The organism is Allobaculum sp. Allo2 (assembly GCF_022701175.1).
Lineage (GTDB): Bacteria > Bacillota_I > Bacilli_A > Erysipelotrichales > Erysipelotrichaceae > Allobaculum > Allobaculum fili.
This window is the reverse complement of record NZ_CP078088.1, coordinates 237,468-257,194: the sequence shown is the minus strand read 5'-3', so window position 1 is coordinate 257,194 and position 19,727 is coordinate 237,468. Positions and strand designations below refer to the sequence as shown.

Genomic DNA, 19,727 nt, shown 5'->3' with positions numbered 1-19,727 from the left:
TGGATTTACCGACGGTAACCGTTCGCCGAAAAACTCCTACTTCGGCATTGTGGATACCGCGGGTCTGCCCAAAGACAACTACTACCTGTATCAGAGTCTCTGGAATGACCACGAAACAACACTTCATGTTCTCCCCGCATGGAATAAAGATGTAGTTGTCAATAACGGAAACGGAGATGTTCCGGTCGTTGTATATTCCGATGCACCGACAGTCGAACTGTTCTTTACAGCGGCTGGAAGCACGACACGTCAGTCTCTGGGCAAGAAAACCATGACGGAGCATACGACAGCCGCTGGTTACACCTACCAGATGTATGAGGGAAGCGATAAGGAGAGCACAACCCACCGCAATCTGTATCGCACCTGGAAGGTTCCGTATGCGAACGGCAAGATTGAAGCTGTTGCCTACGACAAGTCCGGAAATCCAATCACAACGGAAACGGTTGGCCGCAGTTCTGTAGAAACAACCGGCGCGGCATCGGCAATCGATATGACAGCCGATCGTCCGAATATTGCAGGCGACGGTGTCGATCTGTCCTATGTAACGATTGATATTACCGATTCTGAAGGACGGATTGTTCCTTCCGCAAAAAATAAAGTCACGGTTCGCGTAGAAGGCGCCGGTGAACTGGCTGCTCTCGATAACGGTGTTCAGCCGGATCAGCAGAGCTATCGCGACGACAACCGAAAAGCGCAGGCGGGTCAGCTTGTCGCCATCATCCGTTCCAACGGAAAAGCCGGAGACATTAAAGTGACCGCATCCGCTGACGGTCTTGAATCCAAGACGATCATGCTCAATGCGAGCGAAGTTGAAGGTGGAGGCGGCGAAGCGCTGAGCAGTTTTGAATACTCCCGCAACTACTATGTGAAGAAAGGGAAAAACCCGTTCTTCCATCTGCCGTTAAAGCGAATTATGCAGACGGCACCTCTGAGAATGTGGCCGTGACCTGGGATACGATTACGGACGACCAGGTAGCTGAATCCGGCAACTTTACTGTAAGCGGAACGGCAGAAGGCCATACAGTTTCGGTAAGCGTCTATGTCATCGATCAGGTGGCTGCTCTTCTGAACGTATCGACAGCCGTTTCCAAAGGAACGGTTCCAGTACTTCCGGAAAGCCGCCGCGCGGTTCTGAACGATGGCGAAATTCTGGATGCAAGCTTTGCGGTAGACTGGCAGATGCCAGACGATTCCGCCTTTGCAGAAGCAGGCAATTTGGTTATTCCCGGAACGGCCAGTGTATTTGGTCAGTCTGTTCCTGTCAAAGCGTTTGTCCGTGTTGCGAATGCAACCGTGACGCTTGGCGACAGTATTTCTGGAGCAGCTCATCTGAGCCAGAACATTCCAGAGGACAAGCAGAGCGATACGCTGGAAGCCATTATTGACGGAAGCACCGTGAAGCAGGATGTGAGCGGCGGACCGAACACATCCATCTGGTCCAACTATGACTACTGCTACACCACACCGGAAAATAACACGGCCCAGATCACGTTCCGATACGATACGCAGCAGGCGGTTGGACAGATCAAAGTTCACTTCTCTCAGGACAGCTGGTCTGCTTCCTACCCGGATGCCAATACAACAGCCTTTGAAATCAGTGAGAATGGTACCGACTGGACTGAGCTGACGGTGAAAGAAACGATCGGCGATGAAGTAAATAATGTTAAGTGCTATACCTATGACTTTGCGCCGACGCGCTACACGTATCTGCGCATGACCGTAACCAACACCGCAACGAAGAAGCCGAACGGAAACAACCCGTGCACGGCCATTACGGAAGTGGAACAGTTCGGCTTTACCAGCACGCTCGTTGTAAACCAGGCGGCAGAACTGGACACCCTGACGATTGACGGAACCGCGGTTTCGGCAGATCTCCTCGCTTCTAAGGAAATCCCGACGTCCAAACAGACCGCTGCCGTTGAAGCGGTGTCCAAAGGCAACGGTGCCGTTACAATGCTTCCGGCTGAAAACAAGAAACAGGTGATCCTCGTTGAAGCCGAAGACGGAAGCAAGATTTCGAAATACACCATCCTGTTTGGAGTTATGGATCCAGAAGACGATTCCAGAGATATTCCGGTTGAAAAGCTGACCGCAGCAGCCGGCTCAACCGAACCTAACCATGGACCAGAACGTCTGCTCGATAACAATACGTCCACAGACTGGCATTCCAGTTACAAGGGAACCAACCGTGACGACCTCTGGGCAGAGTTCGCGATCGACGGCGACTACATGGTCGACGGTCTGCGCTATCTGCCAAGAATGACCGGCGGCGATAATGGAAGAATTACCAAATATCGCATTGATGTTCTCGATGAAAACGGCGAATGGAAAACCGTAACTACTGGCAGCTGGGCAGCAACCGACGGCTGGAAGAACGCTTCCTTTGCACCGGTGAAAACGACGAAAGTTCGTCTGTATGCGGTAGAAAGTATGTCGGATCAGTCCTACGTATTTGCGTGCGGTCTCGAAATGCGTCTGACTGGTGAAGAAGATGTTGTGGAAACAAATCTGGATTACAGTCTCCTCCATACCGCAATCGATGAGGCGGGCAAACTGAATGCCAGCGAGTTTAAATCCGCTTCTGCATTCACATCCGCTCTGGATGCCGCAAAAGCCATCGATAACAAAGCCTCTCATCAGGCAGATATTGATCAGAAAGCCGATGCGCTCAACCAGGCGATGCTCGATCTGCGTCTTACCCCTTCTGCAGGCAAGCTTGACTCTCTGAAGTAAAGAAATGCTTTGTCCTTTCTCCGATCTTTGAGAGAAACGGAATCTAAACACGAACCGCGTCCTTTAAAGCCATGAGCTTTGCGGGACGCGGTTTTCTGTCTCAAAGCGTTCGCAAAAAAGGGGAAGAGTGTAAGCGTCAAATAAAAGACGGGTATTTTCTCGACCGCCTCCTTGGGATAATTCCTTTATTCAAGGAGGCTTTTTCATGGAATCAATCATCCCTGCAATCGATCTCGGTATCGATTTCTCCAAAGTTAAAAACATCTATCTGGCTCAGATGCCTGCTGACCTTCGCAAAGGAATTGACGGTTACGTCTCCTGGTTCAAGGACCTCTCGCTCTGGATCCGCTGGATGGATCCCTCTTTCTCTTCGTTAATCAACAGAAGAACAAGATCAAAGGTATCCTTCGTGACGGAAATGGATTCTGGCTTGTTTATAAGCGACTCTCCAGATCTTCCCTTCAGTGGCCTGTCAGCACTGACCAGTCCGACTTCATGCGAATTGACTGTTCGCAGCTGGCTTCTCTGCTTTCCGGTCTGTCGATTGTTCCCCAGCCGGCATTTCTGCCACGAACTTATAAGTATGTTTAAACCAATTTAAAAGGATGATTTTTTGAAGGAATATCAAGATAAATCATCCCATTTACTTTATCTATCGCTCTAAATATGTTAAAATTAATACATGAATGTGCCGAACCCTTACCAGACAATCCGCAACGAGCTCCTCGAAGATCTTCATCATCAGATCAGCACCATGACGGAAGAAGAGAAAGACAAATTTATTGAGGATATGTACCTGGATCTCTATTTCGCTAAAGAAATCAATAAAGCCGTGAAAAGCGGCCGCTTTGGTCCTTCTACGGAAAAGATGGTTCCCTTGAAACTGGATTACTCTGAAAACGAGGACGGCGGCCCAGATATCAATATTCTGAATAAACAGCTGGCTCAGCTTGATCTGAAAGCCGATGTTTGTTTTAACCGGGCTGCGAAATATCAGGAAGAGGGAGACCGCTATCGTAAAGAAGCTGAAGATTTAAAGCTCAGTTCTGTTGAAGGAAGCAAGAAAAACCTTCCACCAAGTGCAGAAAGCAGGAAGCGGTCAAAGAAACCACTACCTTCAGTGTAGAAGGGGAAAAGCGCATTTGCCCAGTTTGCGGCTGTGAGATGAAAACTGTTGGAATGAAACGTCACTATAGGATTCATCGGATTCCCGCTCGCTATAGGCTGGAAGAAGTGCTGCGTGAGACAGTCGCGTGCCCAAACAAGTGTACGGATGAAAACGGGAAAGCCATCATCCGCACCGCCGAACCTGACGAGCCTGCACTGATCGACAAGAGTGTCGCAACTTCCTCTATGGTCGCGGGAATTGCCTACGATAAGTTCGTAATGGGAACCCCGGCCTATCGTCAGGAAAAGCACCTGAGTCTCACGGGACTGCCGATCAGCCGTCAGACCATGGGCAACATCCTGGAAAAAACTTACGATCTTTATCTGAAGCCCTCGTAAAACAAATGATTGAGGATCTCCCAAACTGTAACGTCGTCCATATGGATGAGACGGTTTTAAAGTGCACGGAGGTTAAAGATCGAAAACAGTCTTCTATGGTTGTCGCCGTCAGCGGAATCTATGAAGAGAACCAGATGGCTGTCTATAAGTTTTTCCCTTACAAGAAACAGGAGTTCGTAATCGCCCTCCTTGGCGGTTCTTTTCGTCATGCCCTTATGACAGACGGGCTTTATGCATATGCCAACTACTATGGCCCCTGCAGAAAGCTCAACTGTATGGCCCATGCGAGAAGAAAGATCTTCGAAGCCATCAAAGTCCGGTCAGACTTCGCGCAGTATCAGGCAGACGTCCTGAAGAGGGAAAAGACCACACTGGAGAACGACGAAGAGGCCGCAGAAGCGGCAGCCCAGCTGGACGAAACAGAGAGACCCGAACCAAGTCCGGGTCTCCAGATTCTGCTCACAGCCCTGTCTCTGTTCGGGAAGCTCTACCACATCGAATCCCACGTTGCTTCTTACTCGCACGAGGCGAGAACCGAAGTTCGGCAGGAACTTTCAAAGCCCTGCTTTGAAAGACTCACAAGAGTCATGATGGAGATTCAGAGTGGATTCGAGGAAAGAAGCACCGCCTACAGAGCAGCCAAGTACTTCATGGATCGAGCGAACTCGTTGGGAAGGTACCTGGAAGACGGTGATTATCCGATCGACAATAATGTGGCAGAAAGAGCCGTAAAGCCATTCGTGATCAATCGCAAAAACTTCCAGACTACGAAGAGTATCAAAGGTGCGGAAGTCGTCGCAGCGTTTATGACTTTGTTTCGATCGGCTGAAATGAACGACTTAAATCCAGAGCGCTACATGGAGTACGTTCTGGATGAACTCAAATGGTTCAAAGACGATGAAATCGCGGTAGATGTATTGAAGTCACTTCTGCCGTATTCAAAGGATTTACCTGAATATCTTCGAATTGGATACCGTGGACCGGATCCGAAGTATGAAGAAAACGATGAAGAATAAAAAATACGCCAAGCGGGATCTCGAAAGGGATCCCGTTTAGCGTATCTAATATTCAGTCTCGCGTATACCCGTCGATTGTTTGACACTTACGGAAGAGTCGCTATGCTGGGGAGGATATCGGACAGGCGATACGTCCGGACAGACGTATGGAATCAAAGGGGAATTGCGGTATGAAACGACTGATCCTGCTTCGTCATGGCGAAAGCGAATGGAATAAGGAAAAACGGTTTACCGGCTGGTCGAATGTGAATCTGAGTCCAGAAGGACACCGAGAAGCTATAGAAGCCGGTAAAAGGATGAAAGAAGAAGGCATCCAGATCGATCGGGCCTTCACTTCGCGGCTCAAACGCGCCAATCAGACGCTCGATCATGTGCTGAATGAACTCGATCAGAAAGAAATGCCGGTAACGCGCAGGTGGCACATCAATGAGCGAAGCTATGGGGCGCTGCAGGGTCACACCCAGGCGGAAACAATTGCCAGATATGGAAAAGCCAGAGTGGATGCCTGGCGCAGCAAACTCGACGCAAAGGTACCACTGCTCGATCCAGATGATCCGCGCACCCCTGGACAGTCTTCGGAATATGCGGATGTACCGAAAGAACAGCTGCCGCTTGGCGAATCTATGCAGATGGCGATGGATCGAATCGTTCCGTTTTACAGGGAACAAGTCGTCCCCTGTCTGGAAAAGGAGCAGACCGTACTGATTGCGGCGCATGGAAACATCCTTGGCGTTTTGCTGAAATATTTGATTGAAGACGCCAATAAGGACTTGAAAGACGTCGAACGCGATCTTGGCATTTCCTGATCTATGAACCGCCAACGGGCGTTCCGATGATCTGCACGTTTGACGAGAAGGGAAAGCTGGACAAAATTGAGTGCCTGGCGGATCCGGAAGAAGTTGCAAAGCGTGCCGGACGAATCGGATAGGTAAGCTCGATCCAGAAAAGCGAAAACAGACAGAAAACTTGAATAAAAATCGAAGAATAGCAGAAGAATAGAGGCCCCGGATCCTGTCTATGGATTCCGGGGCCTTGTCTGTATGGAAGAGAATTTAAGATTTCGGTATTCTGGGTCGAATGAAGAGGGCAAGGCTATGACCAGAACCGGGCATAAAAAACGCACCCCGAATTGGGTGCGTGATTTACAAAGTGGTGGTCTCTGTCGGAATCGAACCAACGACACAAGGATTTTCAGTCCTTTGCTCTACCAACTGAGCTAAGAGACCACATGGTTGCGGGAGAAGGATTTGAACCAACGACCTCCGGGTTATGAGCCCGACGAGCTACCAGACTGCTCTATCCCGCGATGTGCTTAGATATAATAACCGAAAGGATGACTGGATGCAAGAAATTTTATCACTTTTTCAGAAATCAATCGGTGCTCCTGCAACAACATTCCTTAAGGACTGTAGGTAACTGGTGGACCCTGCAGGACTTGAACCCGCGACCATCCGGTTATGAGCCAGCTGCTCTTACCAACTGCGCTAAGGGTCCATGAAAAATAAAACATAAGAAATGGTGGCTAGGGTGAGACTCGAACTCACGACCTTCCGGGTATGAACCGGATGCTCTAGCCAACTAAGCTACCTAGCCAAAATAATAAAATGGTCGGGACGACAGGATTCGAACCTGCGACCCCTGGTCCCAAACCAGGTGCACTACCAAGCTGTGCTACGTCCCGATAAATGGCGCGCCATGCAGGAGTCGAACCCACAACCTTCTGATCCGTAGTCAGACGCTCTATCCAATTGAGCTAATGGCGCAAAGTTTGAATATGACTTGAAAATCTTTATTGCTGTCAAACAGCTTATTCATACTATAAGAAAAACCTCTGAGATGCAAACAGGAAAAACAAAAAAAAAGAAAAATAAAATATAGAAGGCTATAAAATGAGAACGTAATACGAATTTATAGCCGAATGGACAGAAAGCACCGGCAGATCCAGGCCGCTCTGCCCCTTGTGGAAGAGGGCTTGTGTCCTGCGGTATACTGAAAAGATAGAGGAGTGATAAAAATGCTCAAAAAGAACAAGTAGAAGTACTCCTGAACCGCGCCATGAAATCGGAAGCGGATTTTGCGGAGATTTTTGAAGAAGAAACCCACACGCAGTCGATGACGCAGCTCGATGACAACGTTGAGAATATCAGCGCGAGCGTACGCGCCGGAGCGGGGATTCGTCTGTATAAAGGAACTTCATCGGTTTACGGCTACACCGATGAAATGGATATGGAAGTTCTCGAGGGCATCGTAGACGATCTGCGAAGCGCCATCGGGAAAAAGAAGAGGGAAAAACGTCGTTCTGAATGAACTGAGCCGGGCGGAAAACATTTCCCCAGTCGAACAGGACCCGTTCAAGACGGAAGACGAGAAAAACTCGCTCTGCTCGATCGGGCCATCAAGACGGCCCGCGGCTATGATGAACGGATTTTTAAAGCCAGCGCTTCGCTGTCGTCCATTCATCAGGACGTGCAGATCGCCAATTCGGACGGTCTGTTCAAGGCGGATACAAGACAGAGAAGCCGTATGGCCGTTCAGGCGTATGCGCGCGAAGGCGACAATGTGCAGTCCGCCTACACTGCACCGGGCGCTTCCAAAGGCCTCGAATATTTTGAAGGTGACCATTCGCCAGAAGAGATGGCGAAAGAGGCGGCTCGAATTGCCCTCGTACTGCTTCGCGCCAAACCGGCGCCCAGCGGTGTGATGCCGGTCATTATTGATAACGGCTTTGGCGGCGTCATTTTCCACGAAGCCTGCGGCCATTCCCTTGAAGCGACCAGCGTCGCCAAAAACTTTCGGTATTTTCCAACCGGAAAGGCGAAAAATCGCCAGCGAAAAAGTCAGCGCCTGGGACGATGGAACGATTCCGGGCGAATGGGGTTCCCAGAACATGGATGACGAAGGCAACCCGCAGCAGAAACGACTGCTGATCGATCACGGCGTTCTGACCCAGTACATGGTTGACCGTCTTAACGGCCGCCGCATGAATACGCCGTCTTCGGGAAGCGGCCGTCGCGAATCGTACAAGTACGAACCGACTAGCCGCATGAGCAATACGTTCATCGCACCGGGAACGGATAAGAAAGAAGACATGTTCAAGGACATTTCCTTCGGTCTGTACTGCCGTTCGATGGGCGGCGGTTCGGTCAATCCGAACACCGGTGAATTCAACTTCGGCGTAAACGAAGGCTACCTGATTGAAGACGGAAAAATCACCGATCCCGTTATCGGCGCCATGCTGATCGGAAGCGGTGCAGAAATTCTTCAGAACATTGATATGGTCAGCGACAACCTGGAACTCGCGCAGGGTATGTGCGGATCGGTTTCCGGATCGATTCCGACCAATGTCGGCCAGCCGGCCATCCGGGTCAGCTCCATTACTGTAGGAGGTACCGCAAATGAATAAGCAGGCATGGATTGAACGGTCAGCCCAGCTTGGACTGGAAGGCCTCGAAATCGCGCAGACGCGGCAGACGTCCCGTTCTCTGCAGTGGTTTGACCATACGATGGATTCGTTTACGACATCCCGTATTCTTTCCACTTCGCTGCGCGCCATGGCCAATGGAAAAATCGTTTCGACATCGCTCGAAAAAATCGAAGACGAAGACATGGACGAAATTCTCGGTCAGCTTCGCGATAATGCCGACCGCATTTCGGAATCGGAAAAGGACGTTCTTGTCGGACCGATGGAATGCGAAGAGACCATTTCGAAAAAGACCTGGAAACCGGCCGATCCGGCGCACATTAAGGAAGTGCTCGCGTCTCTGGAAGACAAGCTTCTGGCTGCCGACAGCCGCGTCAGTCTGGTCAATGAACTTTCTTTTGAAAGCGCCGAAGTGAGCAGCGAGCTGACCAACTCGCTGGGGACGGAAGTGTCCAGCGCCTACCAGTATCAGGTGATCGCCGCGCAGATTACGATGCGCGATAACGGGGAAGTATATGACGACTACCGTGTAGAAATCGTCTACGATCTCGATGATTTCGATCAGGACGCGTTCGTAAAGCGTCTGGTTACGCGCGTGCAGGACCAGATCGGCGCCAAATCGCTGAGCAGCCGCACCTGCAAAGTCATCTTCAACAACGAAGCCATGTCGACGCTCTTCTCCTGCCTGGAAGGGATGTTTTACGGTACGTCGATCGCCCGCGGCATTTCGCCGTTATGCGGCAAGGTCGGCCAGAAAATCTTCTCGGATCAGATCACGATCGTGGACGATCCGCGCAATGAAGACGCGCTCTTCTTACGGAACTATGACGACGAAGGCCGTCCGACATATACAAAAACAGTCGTTCGCGACGGCGTTTTTGAAACCGTTCTCCACAACACCAAGTCTGCGCTGAAAATGGATGCCGAATCCACCGGCAACGGATTCCGTTCCGGCGGCGGTGCAACTACCGTTTCCAGCATGAACCTTTATATTGTGTCGGGCCCGAATTCTTTTGACTCTCTTTTGAAAAAAATGGACAATGGTGTAGTGATCAGCGAACTTGCGGGAATGCATGCCGGCATTGATTTTGTCAGTACGAACTTTTCTTTACAGGCCAAGGGCTATCTGGTGGAAAACGGCCGGAAAGTTCGTCCGCTGACTCTGATTACTGTAGCCGGAAACTTTATCGATCTGATGAATCATGTAGAGGCTGTCGGCGATGACCTGAAATGGGAAATGCGCAGCACAGCCGCTCCATCCATTCTCTTCGAGGAAGCTGCTGTTGGAGGAAATGAAGAATAATTATGGAACAATATCAGAACGACATTCTGCTCGAAGCGCTTGTCCGAATGAAGGAAACCCATGCGGACGAAGACCTGCTCAAAGCAGGACAGGCGCTCATGGATACCCGTGTGTATGTCCCTGCCAAATGGGATAAGGAACCGACCAAACTGGAGAACGGAAAAATTCAGTTCCCGAAAGATGCCAAAATGGCATTTATGACGGCTGCAAGTCAGGACGGAACGAAAATGTTCCCGGTATTCACCAGTGTTGCCGAAATGAAAAACGCTTTCGGCGAACCGGGCGTAAACTGCCTGCTGCTTTCTTCGGAACAGTTCCTGCCGATGGTAAGAAGCGCGAAAGGCGATGTCGACGGCATTGTCGTTGACCCGGCTGGCGTAAACGTACGCTTCCCGTCCGATTTCCTGATCGGTTTTGCGGATGCCTACAAGACACCGCTCAAACAGGAAAACCTGGCCCAGAACAGTAACGTATACCTGCGCGACCTTACGGGCGACCAGCAGGATCTCGAAGCGGCTCTGATTTCAGCCGGCTTCCATGACAAGGCGATCAACGCCATTTACATGAAGGAGCGTCTGAAAGATCCGAACAAACCGGATACAACGCTGTTCATCCTGGTGGATGCCAACGAAAAAGACACTGGTATTTTCACACGTCTGACTGCGGCCATCCGCGGCGTCGTAAAAGATCAGGAACTCGAATTCATGTTCAGCGATTCCAAGCTCGGACAGGATATCGCCCGTACTTCCAAACCGATTTACGTGCGCGCGTTCTAGTTTAAGACCCATCGCTGCATCTAAAAACACTCAAAACCGAAAGCTTCTGTGCAGGCGTATGCGAATCTCTGCACAGAAGCTTTTTCGTTTGCGTCTCGAAAAATCTCAGGCAAAGCAATACCTTTTCGAACGAAGATGACTAGAGTAGAGGGTCGATATCGACAGGAGCTCTCCCATGGTGCGAAAAGATGGGAGCGTCTGTCTCGAATCTCCTGGATCGGTATCGTAGACTTAGATTTCCCAGAAAAAAAGGAGGAAATACCTATGAACGCAAACCTTGCCAGATCGGGAAAACACTCAGCTTCCAGAGTCTGGGAATGGACGGCACTGATTTCCGGAATCGCAGCCGTACTCTGCTTTGGACTCTTCGCCCTGATCGGCTCAACACTGGATGCCCAGGGAGTTCTTCATGAACCTTTCTTCCTGGTCCCCTGCGGCTGGGCGCTTCTCTTCGTATGCCTGGCCAGCGCGGTTGCAAGCTTCGCCGCAAAATGTTCCAGAAGCCGCTCGTAAGCCGCATACCGTATTGATCCCGAATGATATGTCCCTCTTTCTGGAGGGATTTTTTATGCCCGGGCGCAGGACAAATCGTCTTTTCCGGAACGATTTTTCTGCCGCCGGAGGGTGTACAGCTATTCCGGCTTAAACCGAAAATGCAGAGATCGTCACGGGCATTTCCCCGTGATAAAGTGAAAACAGCCGCATGATAAAGTGAAGTCAGAAATTTAGGGCGCAAAGCTATACAGAAAACGAAGAAAGGAGCCGTCGATATGGAAAAAGAAATCGGAAAAAAGAAGACACGCTCAATCCCGGGGCTGCATGCCTCTTTCAGCTGCCCATTCCTGAGCCGGTACAGAAGGTACTCGATACGCTGAACGCCAATGGCGAAGAAGCGTGGCTGGTCGGCGGCTGCGTACGCGACAGCCTGCGCGGGATCGCGCCAAACGATTATGACATCACGACGACGCTCCGTCCCGAACAGGTGATGGCCCGTTTCGAACACGTCGTTCCCACGGGAATCGAACATGGCACCGTTACCGTTTTGCAGGACGGCTGTCCGATCGAGGTGACGACGATGCGTAAAGAAGGGACGTATCGCGATCATCGCCATCCGGACGCGGTTTCCTTTACCCGCGATATTCGTGAAGATCTCGCCCGCCGCGACTTTACCATTAACGCCATGGCCTATCATCCCGAAAAGGGCTGATCGATCCGTACGGCGGTATCGATGATTTGAAAAACGCCAGATCCGGGCGGTCGGCGATCCGAAAGGGCGTTTTGAAGAAGATGCCCTTCGCATGTTTCGCGCCTGGGCTTTCGCGGCCCGGCTTCAGGGCACGATCGAAGAAAACACGCTCAAAGCCATTCATGAAAAAGCGCTCTTTCTTCCACACTGGCTGCAGAGCGCGTCGCGCCGCTGATCGAAACGGTTCTGCGCGACGATCCACGCCTGATCGAACCGATGGCGGATCTGCTTCGACCCTGGATTCCGGAAGTGGAAGTAATGGCCAGTACGCCGCAGTGTACCCCGTATCATTACGGCGGGGTGCTCACGCATACCATCGATGTGCTGCGCTATTTGCCTCATCGCGATCCCGTTCTGCTCTGGGCGGCTTTGCTGCACGACTGCGGCAAGCCGGATGTGCGCTTCCACGATGAAAACGGCCGCGACCATTTCCATGGTCACGAACAGGCGTCGGCCCGACACGCCAAAGTCATTCTTTCCCGTCTTAAGCTGCCAAAACAGCTGCAGAAAGACGTGGTGAAACTGATCCCGGATCACGATACGTTTTTCGACCCGCGTACCAGAGCCTCTATCGAATCCTGGTCCAGAAAGGATATACCAAGGCACTGTTTGAAAAGCTGATGGATTTGCAGGAAGCCGACATTGAAGCGCACGCGACCAAGGACCGACGCGAACGCCTTGACCTCTTCCGCGCCTATTTTGAACAGGAAAAGGACAGGCATCCCTTTACCATCGCCGAGCTGAAAATCAACGGCGATGACGTCATTGCCCAGACGCATCTCCAGGGCAGTCAGCGCCGGGATGTTCTTCTCGAAGTGCTGCATCAGGTCATTCTCCATCCTGAATGGGAAACCCGAGAAGATCAGCTTCGCCTGCTCAGATCGGCAGAAAAAGTCGTACGCAATGCCCAGAAGAGCAAGTAAGGCACTGCAAGGCTCTGTAACACTCTGTAAAGCTCTGTGACACTTTGTTTTGGTTTTGTTTTGTAAAAATGGACGACGGTTCATGCGTCATTTCATGGCTAAGGAACACCGTCTGGATGAAGAAAGCAATCAGGCGCCTCAAAAAGGCGCCTGAATTTATTAAAATGGGGTACAGATTGTATGGTCCAGGCCGGATTTTAAAATCCCGGGCCATGCGGGAAAGATTTAAAAAGAAAAAAGGGAAAATTATGAACGGATTTCTTGTGGCTTTAATGATTGTCATGATCGTGCTGCTGGCGCTGGTCGGCTACGCGGTGTATTCGCTGATGAATTCAGTCAGCGATCTGTATCACATCGTGGAAAAGGACGGCGACTACAAGGAGATTCATCTGCGGCGCATGGGCAGCCAGCTGGAACAGGTACGGCTCGATACGAGTTCTGCCCGCGAACGCTCGGAAGATCTGGCGGATGAAGTCCATTCCATTACCCAGGTCATGGCCAACGCCAAACGGCGCGGGACCTGGGGCGAATACCAGCTGGAATCCATCGTACGGACGTATCTTGGGGACAGTCCGTATTTGTACAGCACGCAGTACCATCTGAAAAACGGACGCATCAGCGACGGCGCCTTTCATATGCCGCAGTCCGATCAGGTTCTGTGCATTGACTCGAAATTTCCAATGGAAAATTACCTGCGGATGTGTGAAGAACCCGAATCGGCGGAGTATTATGAAAAAGAATTCAGAAAGAATATAAAGAAACACATCGACGATGTAGCCGATAAATACATCACGGAAGAGACGCTCGATGAAGCGCTCCTCTTTATCCCCAGCGAAGCGGTTTACGCCTACCTTTGCGGGGAAGGAGCGATGCTGCAGCAGTACGCGCTCTCCCGCCATGTGCTTCTGGTTTCGCCGACCACGCTTTGCGGCGTCGTCTTCTCGCTGCAGGCATCGGCGCGCAGCTTCTACCGCGCGGCCAATATGGAAGCGTTCGAAAAGGAAGTCCGTTCGCTGGAAATCAAGGCCACCATGCTTTGCGAAAACGCCGGCAAGACGTGCCGTACGAGCGCCCTTTTACAAAAACAGCTGGCCGCTCTGCAGGAAAGCGCGGAAAAGCTGCTCGCGCAGATTTCGCAGAACGCCGATCCGGTGTTCAGCGACGATCAGAGCTTTTACGATTTTGACGGCGAAGACTAAAAAGATACTGCACTTTCGACGAATTCTTAATTTTGAAGATAGCTCCAAAGGCATAGGCAGCCATCGCAAAACAAAATAAAACAATGGAAAATGCGTGATTCGAGGAAATGGAGGGGATCATTACCAGCATGAAATCCATGAGTGAACTAGCACACGACTTTCTTCTGGACGTCCTTCATGAGCAGGCGATCTGCGTGGACGCAACGCTCGGTCTGGGCCGGGACTCCCGCTTTTTCTTGATCATCGTGCGGCGCATGTCTTTGCCTATGAAGTCCAGCCGGAGCTCTATGCGGCCAGCTGCGAAAAATGACTGGTCCGCGCATTACCGCCTGGCTGCATTCCCACGAATTTATGAAAGAAGACCTTTCTGAATACGAAGGGCAGATCGATGCGGTGATCTTCAATTTTGGCTATGACCCCCATTGTCTGCACGGCGTATCCACTCTGCCAGAAAGTTCTGTAAAAGCCGTGAACGCCGCGGCAGATCTGCTTCGGCCCAAAGGCCGGATGGCTCTGGTTTTCTATCCGCTCGCGCCAGGCGATCAAGAACGAAAAGCGGTTATGGAAAGCCTTCTTTTACGTGACGATCTCGAACTGCTCGAGTGTCGGCGCCCCGATCGCGAAGCCTGTCCCGTTCTGCTTTGCGTTATCAAACGATTTTCAAAATCCGCATCCCGCCCGGACGTTTGAAGGAATATAATCTAATCAGGATACTAATATCAAAAATATTCAATAATAATAAGCATAATAAACGAAAAAAAGTGCCAAAAGCGCTATAACCTGAGTACCGGAAAGAGCCCCCGCTTTCCAGCACAGATGATCCGAACGCGAGTCTTTCCCTTTGCCTGATTGTCAAAGTTTCCCGTTGGGAAGCCCGCCTTGCGTTCTGGGGACAGGCTGCAGGCAAGCCTGAATGCCGCTGCGTCATACAGCGAAACGGGAATAGGTACTGAATATGGATAATACAAATCACAAACGTGTAGCGGTCACCAAGTCACAGCTGACCCATCACTGGCAGGAACGTCTGAATGGAAACAATCTGACCGAAATGGTCATGCGCTATAAAGACGCGGATTACTTCCGCCGCAAAGATCCGACCCTCGATCCGGAAACTAAGATTTATGAGCACATCGTCAAGGAATCTGAGCCGGGCGAAGGCCATCTCAACTGGGGGCACATTACCCTGTATCCGGGCAAGGTGGATGACCAGTACTTCTGCACGAAAGGTCATTTTCACGTCAATCCGGATGCGGAAGAATATCTGCTCTGCATGAAAGGAACCGGTCTGGTCATGTTCCTCAGCCGCGACGGCGAATGCTGGTGCGAAGAACTGGAAGAAGGCAGTCTCCACAAGATTCCGTCGAACATTGGACGCCGCCTGATCAATACCGGCGATGAACCGCTGATGCTTTCGCAGTGTCTGCCGAGCAATGCCGGCTTCGATTTCGATTCAATCGACGAACATCCCTTCACCTGTCATGTCTATGACGACAACGGCGAACTGGCCATTGAAGTGGATGTCGAAGATACTCCGGAATCCGTGGACGCGCTCCAGGAAGAAGACATTATCGCCTTTTTAAAGTCGTAGGATTTCAAGTCCTGAGAAATCGGGACTTTTTCTTTTGCCGAAAAAACATCCGCAAACCGCAGCAGGAGAGCGGAAAATCCACTAAGCGAAACGGCACCAAATTTTACTTTTTCCGTACTGAAAATAATTGTGTGCTATCCTTTCGTATACAAATGGACGCCTGTCCTTTTTACAGCACGTTTTCGTGGAGGCGTTCACCGACAAAAACGGAGAAATTCGTCCGTTTGCACGATCAGGAGGTACACGATGGAAAAGACACTGTCCGCCGGCAATCCACTAGGCACCGAGAAAATTTCGAAGCTGCTGTTTCGCTATTCGTTCCCGTCCATCATCGCGATGCTGGTGAGCTCGCTCTACAACATCGTTGACCAGATTTTTATCGGCCAGGGTCTTGGCTATCTGGGCAACGGCGCGACGACGGTCGTCTTTCCGCTTTCGACCATCTGTCTGGCAATCGCCCTGCTTTTAGGCGTGGGTGGCGCGTCCTGCTACTCGCTGCAGCTGGGCGAAGGACGTCCGGATGAGGCGGCAAGAACGGCCGGAACGGCGCTCAGCTTCATGTTTTTAAGCGGGCTGATTTATCTGGTTCTTGGCGAGCTGAGCATTACGGCTCTGCTGCCGGTTTTGGCGCCACCCCGGAAAACTACGGCTACGCGCTCGAATACTCCCGCGTCATTTTGCTTGGCATGCCCTTTCTCATTGTCAGCAACGGCATTTCCCAGCTTTGCCGGGCGGACGGTTCGCCTTCCTTTTCCATGTTTTTCATGGTGGTCGGCGCTATTGTCAACTGCATCCTGGACCCGATTTTCATTTTCGTCTTTCACTGGGGCATGGCCGGTGCGGCGTGGGCGACGATTATCGGCCAGATCGTGAGCTTTGTCATCGCACTCTTTTATCTGCCGCGCTTCAAGCATGTGCATATGAATGCGGACAGCTTCAAAATCCGCATGGCGCCGCTGAAGAAAATCTGCAACCTGGGTATGGCTTCAGCGCTCAACCAGGCGGCGGTTCTTGTGGTTCAGATTTTTCTGACCAACATGTTCAAGTACTACGGGTCCCTGTCCGTTTACGGCGCCAATATTCCAATCGCGGCCAGCGGTGTGGCCTTCAAGCTTAACGGCCTCTTCATTTCCGTCATTGTCGGCATTGCGCAGGGCCTTCAGCCGATTGTCGGCTACAACTATGGCGCCGCGCAGTATGGGCGCGTGAAGGAATGCATGGTCAAGGGTCTGATTTCGGTCGTCGTTTTAGGAACGCTTGTCGAAGTGCTCTTTCAGTGCTTTCCCAGACCGCTCATTCTTCTGTTTGGAACCGGCGATGAACTGTACGTCCGCTTTGGTGTGATCATGCTTCGCGTATACCTGATGGGCATCTGCATCCAGGGCGTTCAGTCGCTCAGTTCGACGTATTTTGCGGCCATCGGCCAGCCGGGCAAAGGGGTGTTTGTCTCCCTCTCCCGCACGATCATTTTCTTCATTCCGCTCGCCTTCGTCTTTTCTTTGATGTGGGGAATTGAAGGACTGGTCGTTTCCCAGCCGATCGCCGATCTGCTTTCCGCTCTGCTCGCGTTTATTCTCGTGCTTCGCTCATGGAAGCAGATGAAGCAGCTCAAGGAAGGCGTCATCGAAAACCGGTTTTAGGCACAGAGCTCTCACTTTCGGAAGGTTTTCCTCTTTCCAGAGTTCTGCAGGAGTCTTTGAAAATTCAATACTACGCAAAATGGTCTTTTCCTCTCGCCCGATTCGGCGACTGGAAAAGACCATTTGTTTTTCTTTTTCAAAATGGTGAGGACTGTCCTGCCTTTGGCTTCCGCGTTTGGAGCGCTCAGTGTCTGGCTGAGCCCGACTTTGCGGTTCCAGTTGGAGTGCTTTCTGGCGCGGGATTTCCCTTCGGTTCATCTTCGACTTTGACGAGCGCCTGACGAATGCGGTGTCCCTGAATGCGCCGGATCTGAATGGACAGCGGTCCGATGCGGGTTTCAAGCTGGCTGCCGTCTTCGGGAATGTAGCCCATGGAGCCGAGCACGTAGCCGGAGAACGTTTCAAAATCATCAAGGTGCAGGTCCATGCCCAGCGCCTTGGACACATCGTCCAGATCGGCTTCGCCGTTAATGCGCCAGACGCCGCGCGGAAGCCGGACGATATCCGCCTGCCGCTTTTCTTCCTCTTCGGACAGATCGCCGAAGAGCTCTTCGATAATGTCGTGCAGGGTGACCAGACCAACGACACCGCCGTATTCGTCGAGAACGATGGCGATGTACGTGTGGCGCTGCTTCATCATGCGCAGCAGCTCATCGGCGGTATTGCTTTCGGCAACGAACAGCGGCTTGTCGACCGCGTGATCGAGAATGGTTTTCTTGCCCCAGCCGTTCAGACGGAAATAATCGCGGGTATCGAGCACGCCGACGATATCGTCGTCGCTTTCGTTGGTGATCGGATAAAACGTATGCCGGTTAGCCATGATGATCTGCTTCCACTTGGACGGATCTTCCTTCATGGACAGGCACACCATATCGGAACGGTGGGTACAGATTTCATCGAGCGACGTGTCGTTGAGATCGAGCGCGTTTTCGAGTACTTCGCGCTGTTCTTCCATTTCCGGAACCGAGGAAGCCTCAATCAGACGGACGAGTTCATCGTCGCTGTCCGCAGCTTCTTCCGGCAGCCAGAAAAACAGCTTGAGCAGCGGTTTCTGCAGGGAATTCATGCTGGCGGAAGAAAAGTGAATGCGTTTGGAAAGATGCACCCAGATCAGACCAAGTATCAGTTCGATCGCCATGAGAATCCAGAAGGAAGCCGGGCCGTTGAGCACCGCCGCTACCGCAGGCAGCTGGACGAGCAGCCAGGCGCTGAGCACTTGAAAGAGCAGAGCGAGAAAGAGATCCATGGCCGTATAGCGGGCGTCATCTGCCGGCTGCATGGTCAGAGTCAGAAAAAGAGGGCTGCCGCAAACGAAAGAATGGACAGACTTATATACACCAAGAACATCAGCTCCATTTCCAGAATTTTAAACAGAAGATTGTATGGAAAAATACGATTTTGAAAGTCGATTTTTTCCTGTTAAAAACGTGTTGTTCCCTCGAAAGGTGAACTGATTATACCATGCACCGGTTTTTTGAAAACGGGCGCACAGAGCGCTCAGAAAAAGCTGGAAAGAAGCGTCATTTTGCGCGTCCGGGCAGAAAAAATGCCTGCTTCCCGAAAAAGCAGGCAAAGAAAACAAAGGAGAAAAGGGAGAAAAGCAATACGATAAAACAGGTTTCGGATCGCGCCGCTAGATGCGCGTTGAGGCGTTTTCCGAATTTGGCATCGCGGCAAGCGAAGGCTGCAAAGAGGAAGAACCCAGGGCGCGCAGCAGCGTCTGCCGGGTGATGATGCCGATGAAGATGCTGCGGTCATCGACGACGGGAACGAAGTTCTGGTGGAGGGCGGTTTCCAGAATGTCGTCAATGGAAACGCTGATGTTGACGGGCGGCATGAAGTCGTCGCGAATCAGGTCGGTTACTGTATAGGATTCGAGCGTCTTTGCATCCGCGCCTTTCTGCAGGATGAACCACAGGAAGTCGCCTTCGCTGACGGTGCCGACGTATGTACCGTCCAGACCGATGACCGGAATGGCGGTATAGCCGTGTTTGTACATCAGTTCGAGGGCTTCGCGAAGCGGAAGATTCTCGTAGAAGAAGACAAGATCTTTTTAAAGGTGAGATAGAAAATAATGTTATTGTTCATGGAATTCCTCATTTCCAAAATCATTCTAAAAAGAGATTTCAAAGGATTAGCGCCTAAATATGTGAAGATGACGAAAGCGCATACACGCCAGAAAGGACCCCAAATTTTACGAGACGATTTCGGCGAAATTCGAAATCGCCTTATTTAACGGATAATTGTGCCCGAATAATTCTAAATCTCTGACAACTGGTCCAAAATATAGACGAATGAGAGAAAAAGAGAGACCACACTCTTCCCATAATCGGAATCAAAGCGGATTTTTCGGGCTTTCTGGCGATGGAAAAGGGG

At 51.2% G+C, this 19,727-nt stretch carries 21 protein-coding genes, 6 tRNA genes and 3 pseudogenes; 21 read left to right on the top strand and 9 right to left on the bottom strand.

Annotated elements, in window-relative coordinates:
- The first annotated feature begins 49 nt into the window (after positions 1–49).
- From KWG61_RS01615 to KWG61_RS01590, 6 genes and pseudogenes are all read left to right on the top strand, one after another.
- The gene (locus KWG61_RS01615) at positions 50–946 is read left to right on the top strand and encodes a DUF4982 domain-containing protein (RefSeq protein WP_242744743.1); all 897 of its coding nucleotides are present in this window, start codon (positions 50–52) and stop codon (positions 944–946) included.
- On the top strand, positions 847–2,733 hold the full coding sequence (locus KWG61_RS01610) for an Ig-like domain-containing protein (RefSeq protein ID WP_242745503.1): 1,887 nt from the start codon (positions 847–849) through the stop codon (positions 2,731–2,733). The genes KWG61_RS01615 and KWG61_RS01610 overlap by 100 nt, the downstream gene beginning before the upstream one ends.
- A gap of 318 nt (positions 2,734–3,051) precedes the next feature.
- Positions 3,052–3,324: an IS66 family insertion sequence element accessory protein TnpB gene (gene tnpB, locus KWG61_RS15735; protein WP_256460825.1), complete on the top strand. Its 273-nt coding sequence runs from the start codon at positions 3,052–3,054 to the stop codon at positions 3,322–3,324.
- A 91-nt stretch (positions 3,325–3,415) separates the two neighbouring features.
- Complete coding sequence (locus KWG61_RS01605; RefSeq protein WP_242743428.1) at positions 3,416–3,859, top strand: hypothetical protein; 444 nt, start codon at positions 3,416–3,418, stop codon at positions 3,857–3,859.
- A gap of 38 nt (positions 3,860–3,897) precedes the next feature.
- Positions 3,898–5,255: pseudogene (locus KWG61_RS01595) on the top strand (transposase).
- A 170-nt stretch (positions 5,256–5,425) separates the two neighbouring features.
- The gene (locus tag KWG61_RS01590; protein ID WP_242744741.1) at positions 5,426–6,061 is read left to right on the top strand and encodes a 2,3-diphosphoglycerate-dependent phosphoglycerate mutase; all 636 of its coding nucleotides are present in this window, start codon (positions 5,426–5,428) and stop codon (positions 6,059–6,061) included.
- Between the two features lie 344 nt (positions 6,062–6,405).
- Here the strand turns inward: KWG61_RS01590 and KWG61_RS01585 are convergent.
- From KWG61_RS01585 to KWG61_RS01560, 6 genes are all read right to left on the bottom strand, one after another.
- Positions 6,406–6,481 (bottom strand) — tRNA-Phe (locus KWG61_RS01585).
- Between the two features lie 3 nt (positions 6,482–6,484).
- Positions 6,485–6,561, bottom strand: a tRNA-Met gene (locus KWG61_RS01580).
- Between the two features lie 111 nt (positions 6,562–6,672).
- Positions 6,673–6,749: transfer RNA gene (locus KWG61_RS01575), tRNA-Ile, on the bottom strand.
- Between the two features lie 22 nt (positions 6,750–6,771).
- Positions 6,772–6,848, bottom strand: a tRNA-Met gene (locus tag KWG61_RS01570).
- A 12-nt stretch (positions 6,849–6,860) separates the two neighbouring features.
- Positions 6,861–6,936, bottom strand: a tRNA-Pro gene (locus tag KWG61_RS01565).
- A gap of 5 nt (positions 6,937–6,941) precedes the next feature.
- A tRNA-Arg gene (locus KWG61_RS01560) sits at positions 6,942–7,018 on the bottom strand.
- Positions 7,019–7,310: 292 nt separating this feature from the next.
- On the opposite strand from KWG61_RS01560, the gene KWG61_RS01555 reads away from it, so the two are divergent.
- The 15 genes and pseudogenes from KWG61_RS01555 (at position 7,311) to KWG61_RS16885 (ending at position 17,351) form a co-directional block, all read left to right on the top strand.
- Positions 7,311–7,562, top strand: a complete 252-nt coding sequence (locus KWG61_RS01555) for a PmbA/TldA family metallopeptidase (protein WP_242744740.1) — start codon at positions 7,311–7,313, stop codon at positions 7,560–7,562.
- Positions 7,563–7,634: 72 nt separating this feature from the next.
- Positions 7,635–8,150, top strand: coding sequence for a hypothetical protein (locus tag KWG61_RS01550; RefSeq protein ID WP_367614309.1), 516 nt, complete (start codon positions 7,635–7,637; stop codon positions 8,148–8,150).
- A complete protein-coding gene (locus tag KWG61_RS01545) occupies positions 8,053–8,658 on the top strand; it encodes a TldD/PmbA family protein (RefSeq protein ID WP_242745499.1) in 606 nt (201 codons plus the stop codon). Before KWG61_RS01550 ends, KWG61_RS01545 begins: the two co-directional genes overlap by 98 nt.
- Positions 8,651–9,979 carry a TldD/PmbA family protein gene (locus KWG61_RS01540; protein WP_230266926.1) on the top strand — a complete coding sequence of 443 codons (1,329 nt, stop codon included), beginning with the start codon at positions 8,651–8,653 and terminating at the stop codon, positions 9,977–9,979. The genes KWG61_RS01545 and KWG61_RS01540 overlap by 8 nt, the downstream gene beginning before the upstream one ends.
- A gap of 2 nt (positions 9,980–9,981) precedes the next feature.
- Positions 9,982–10,755 (top strand): enhanced serine sensitivity protein SseB C-terminal domain-containing protein, encoded by a 774-nt coding sequence (locus tag KWG61_RS01535; RefSeq protein ID WP_230266925.1) that lies wholly within the window; start codon positions 9,982–9,984, stop codon positions 10,753–10,755.
- Between the two features lie 264 nt (positions 10,756–11,019).
- Positions 11,020–11,268 (top strand): DUF3955 domain-containing protein, encoded by a 249-nt coding sequence (locus tag KWG61_RS01530; protein ID WP_230266924.1) that lies wholly within the window; start codon positions 11,020–11,022, stop codon positions 11,266–11,268.
- A 319-nt stretch (positions 11,269–11,587) separates the two neighbouring features.
- Positions 11,588–11,962, top strand: coding sequence for a hypothetical protein (locus KWG61_RS01525; RefSeq protein WP_367614308.1), 375 nt, complete (start codon positions 11,588–11,590; stop codon positions 11,960–11,962).
- 91 nt (positions 11,963–12,053) lie between these two features.
- Positions 12,054–12,176 carry a hypothetical protein gene (locus KWG61_RS15730; protein WP_256460734.1) on the top strand — a complete coding sequence of 41 codons (123 nt, stop codon included), beginning with the start codon at positions 12,054–12,056 and terminating at the stop codon, positions 12,174–12,176.
- A gap of 41 nt (positions 12,177–12,217) precedes the next feature.
- Positions 12,218–12,622 carry an HD domain-containing protein gene (locus KWG61_RS01520; protein WP_242744739.1) on the top strand — a complete coding sequence of 135 codons (405 nt, stop codon included), beginning with the start codon at positions 12,218–12,220 and terminating at the stop codon, positions 12,620–12,622.
- On the top strand, positions 12,622–12,924 hold the full coding sequence (locus KWG61_RS01515; protein ID WP_242744738.1) for a hypothetical protein: 303 nt from the start codon (positions 12,622–12,624) through the stop codon (positions 12,922–12,924). Before KWG61_RS01520 ends, KWG61_RS01515 begins: the two co-directional genes overlap by 1 nt.
- Before the next feature lie 248 nt (positions 12,925–13,172).
- Complete coding sequence (gene rmuC / locus KWG61_RS01510; RefSeq protein ID WP_230266922.1) at positions 13,173–14,123, top strand: DNA recombination protein RmuC; 951 nt, start codon at positions 13,173–13,175, stop codon at positions 14,121–14,123.
- A gap of 306 nt (positions 14,124–14,429) precedes the next feature.
- Positions 14,430–14,813: a class I SAM-dependent methyltransferase gene (locus tag KWG61_RS01505; RefSeq protein ID WP_242744737.1), complete on the top strand. Its 384-nt coding sequence runs from the start codon at positions 14,430–14,432 to the stop codon at positions 14,811–14,813.
- Positions 14,814–15,078: 265 nt separating this feature from the next.
- Positions 15,079–15,711, top strand: coding sequence for a glucose-6-phosphate isomerase family protein (locus KWG61_RS01500; protein WP_230266920.1), 633 nt, complete (start codon positions 15,079–15,081; stop codon positions 15,709–15,711).
- Positions 15,712–15,957: 246 nt separating this feature from the next.
- Positions 15,958–16,757: pseudogene (locus KWG61_RS16890) on the top strand (MATE family efflux transporter); the annotation flags it as partial.
- On the top strand, positions 16,749–17,351 hold the full coding sequence (locus KWG61_RS16885) for an MATE family efflux transporter (protein ID WP_367614307.1): 603 nt from the start codon (positions 16,749–16,751) through the stop codon (positions 17,349–17,351). The pseudogene KWG61_RS16890 and the gene KWG61_RS16885, both read left to right, overlap by 9 nt.
- A gap of 184 nt (positions 17,352–17,535) precedes the next feature.
- On the opposite strand, the gene KWG61_RS01485 is transcribed toward KWG61_RS16885, so the two are convergent.
- From KWG61_RS01485 to KWG61_RS15720, 3 genes and pseudogenes are all read right to left on the bottom strand, one after another.
- Positions 17,536–18,630: a hemolysin family protein gene (locus KWG61_RS01485; RefSeq protein WP_242744735.1), complete on the bottom strand. Its 1,095-nt coding sequence runs from the start codon at positions 18,628–18,630 to the stop codon at positions 17,536–17,538.
- Between the two features lie 354 nt (positions 18,631–18,984).
- The gene (locus tag KWG61_RS15725; RefSeq protein WP_367614306.1) at positions 18,985–19,188 is read right to left on the bottom strand and encodes a CBS domain-containing protein; all 204 of its coding nucleotides are present in this window, start codon (positions 19,186–19,188) and stop codon (positions 18,985–18,987) included.
- A gap of 81 nt (positions 19,189–19,269) precedes the next feature.
- A pseudogene (locus KWG61_RS15720) lies at positions 19,270–19,392 on the bottom strand (CBS domain-containing protein); the annotation flags it as partial.
- Positions 19,393–19,727 lie beyond the last annotated feature (335 nt).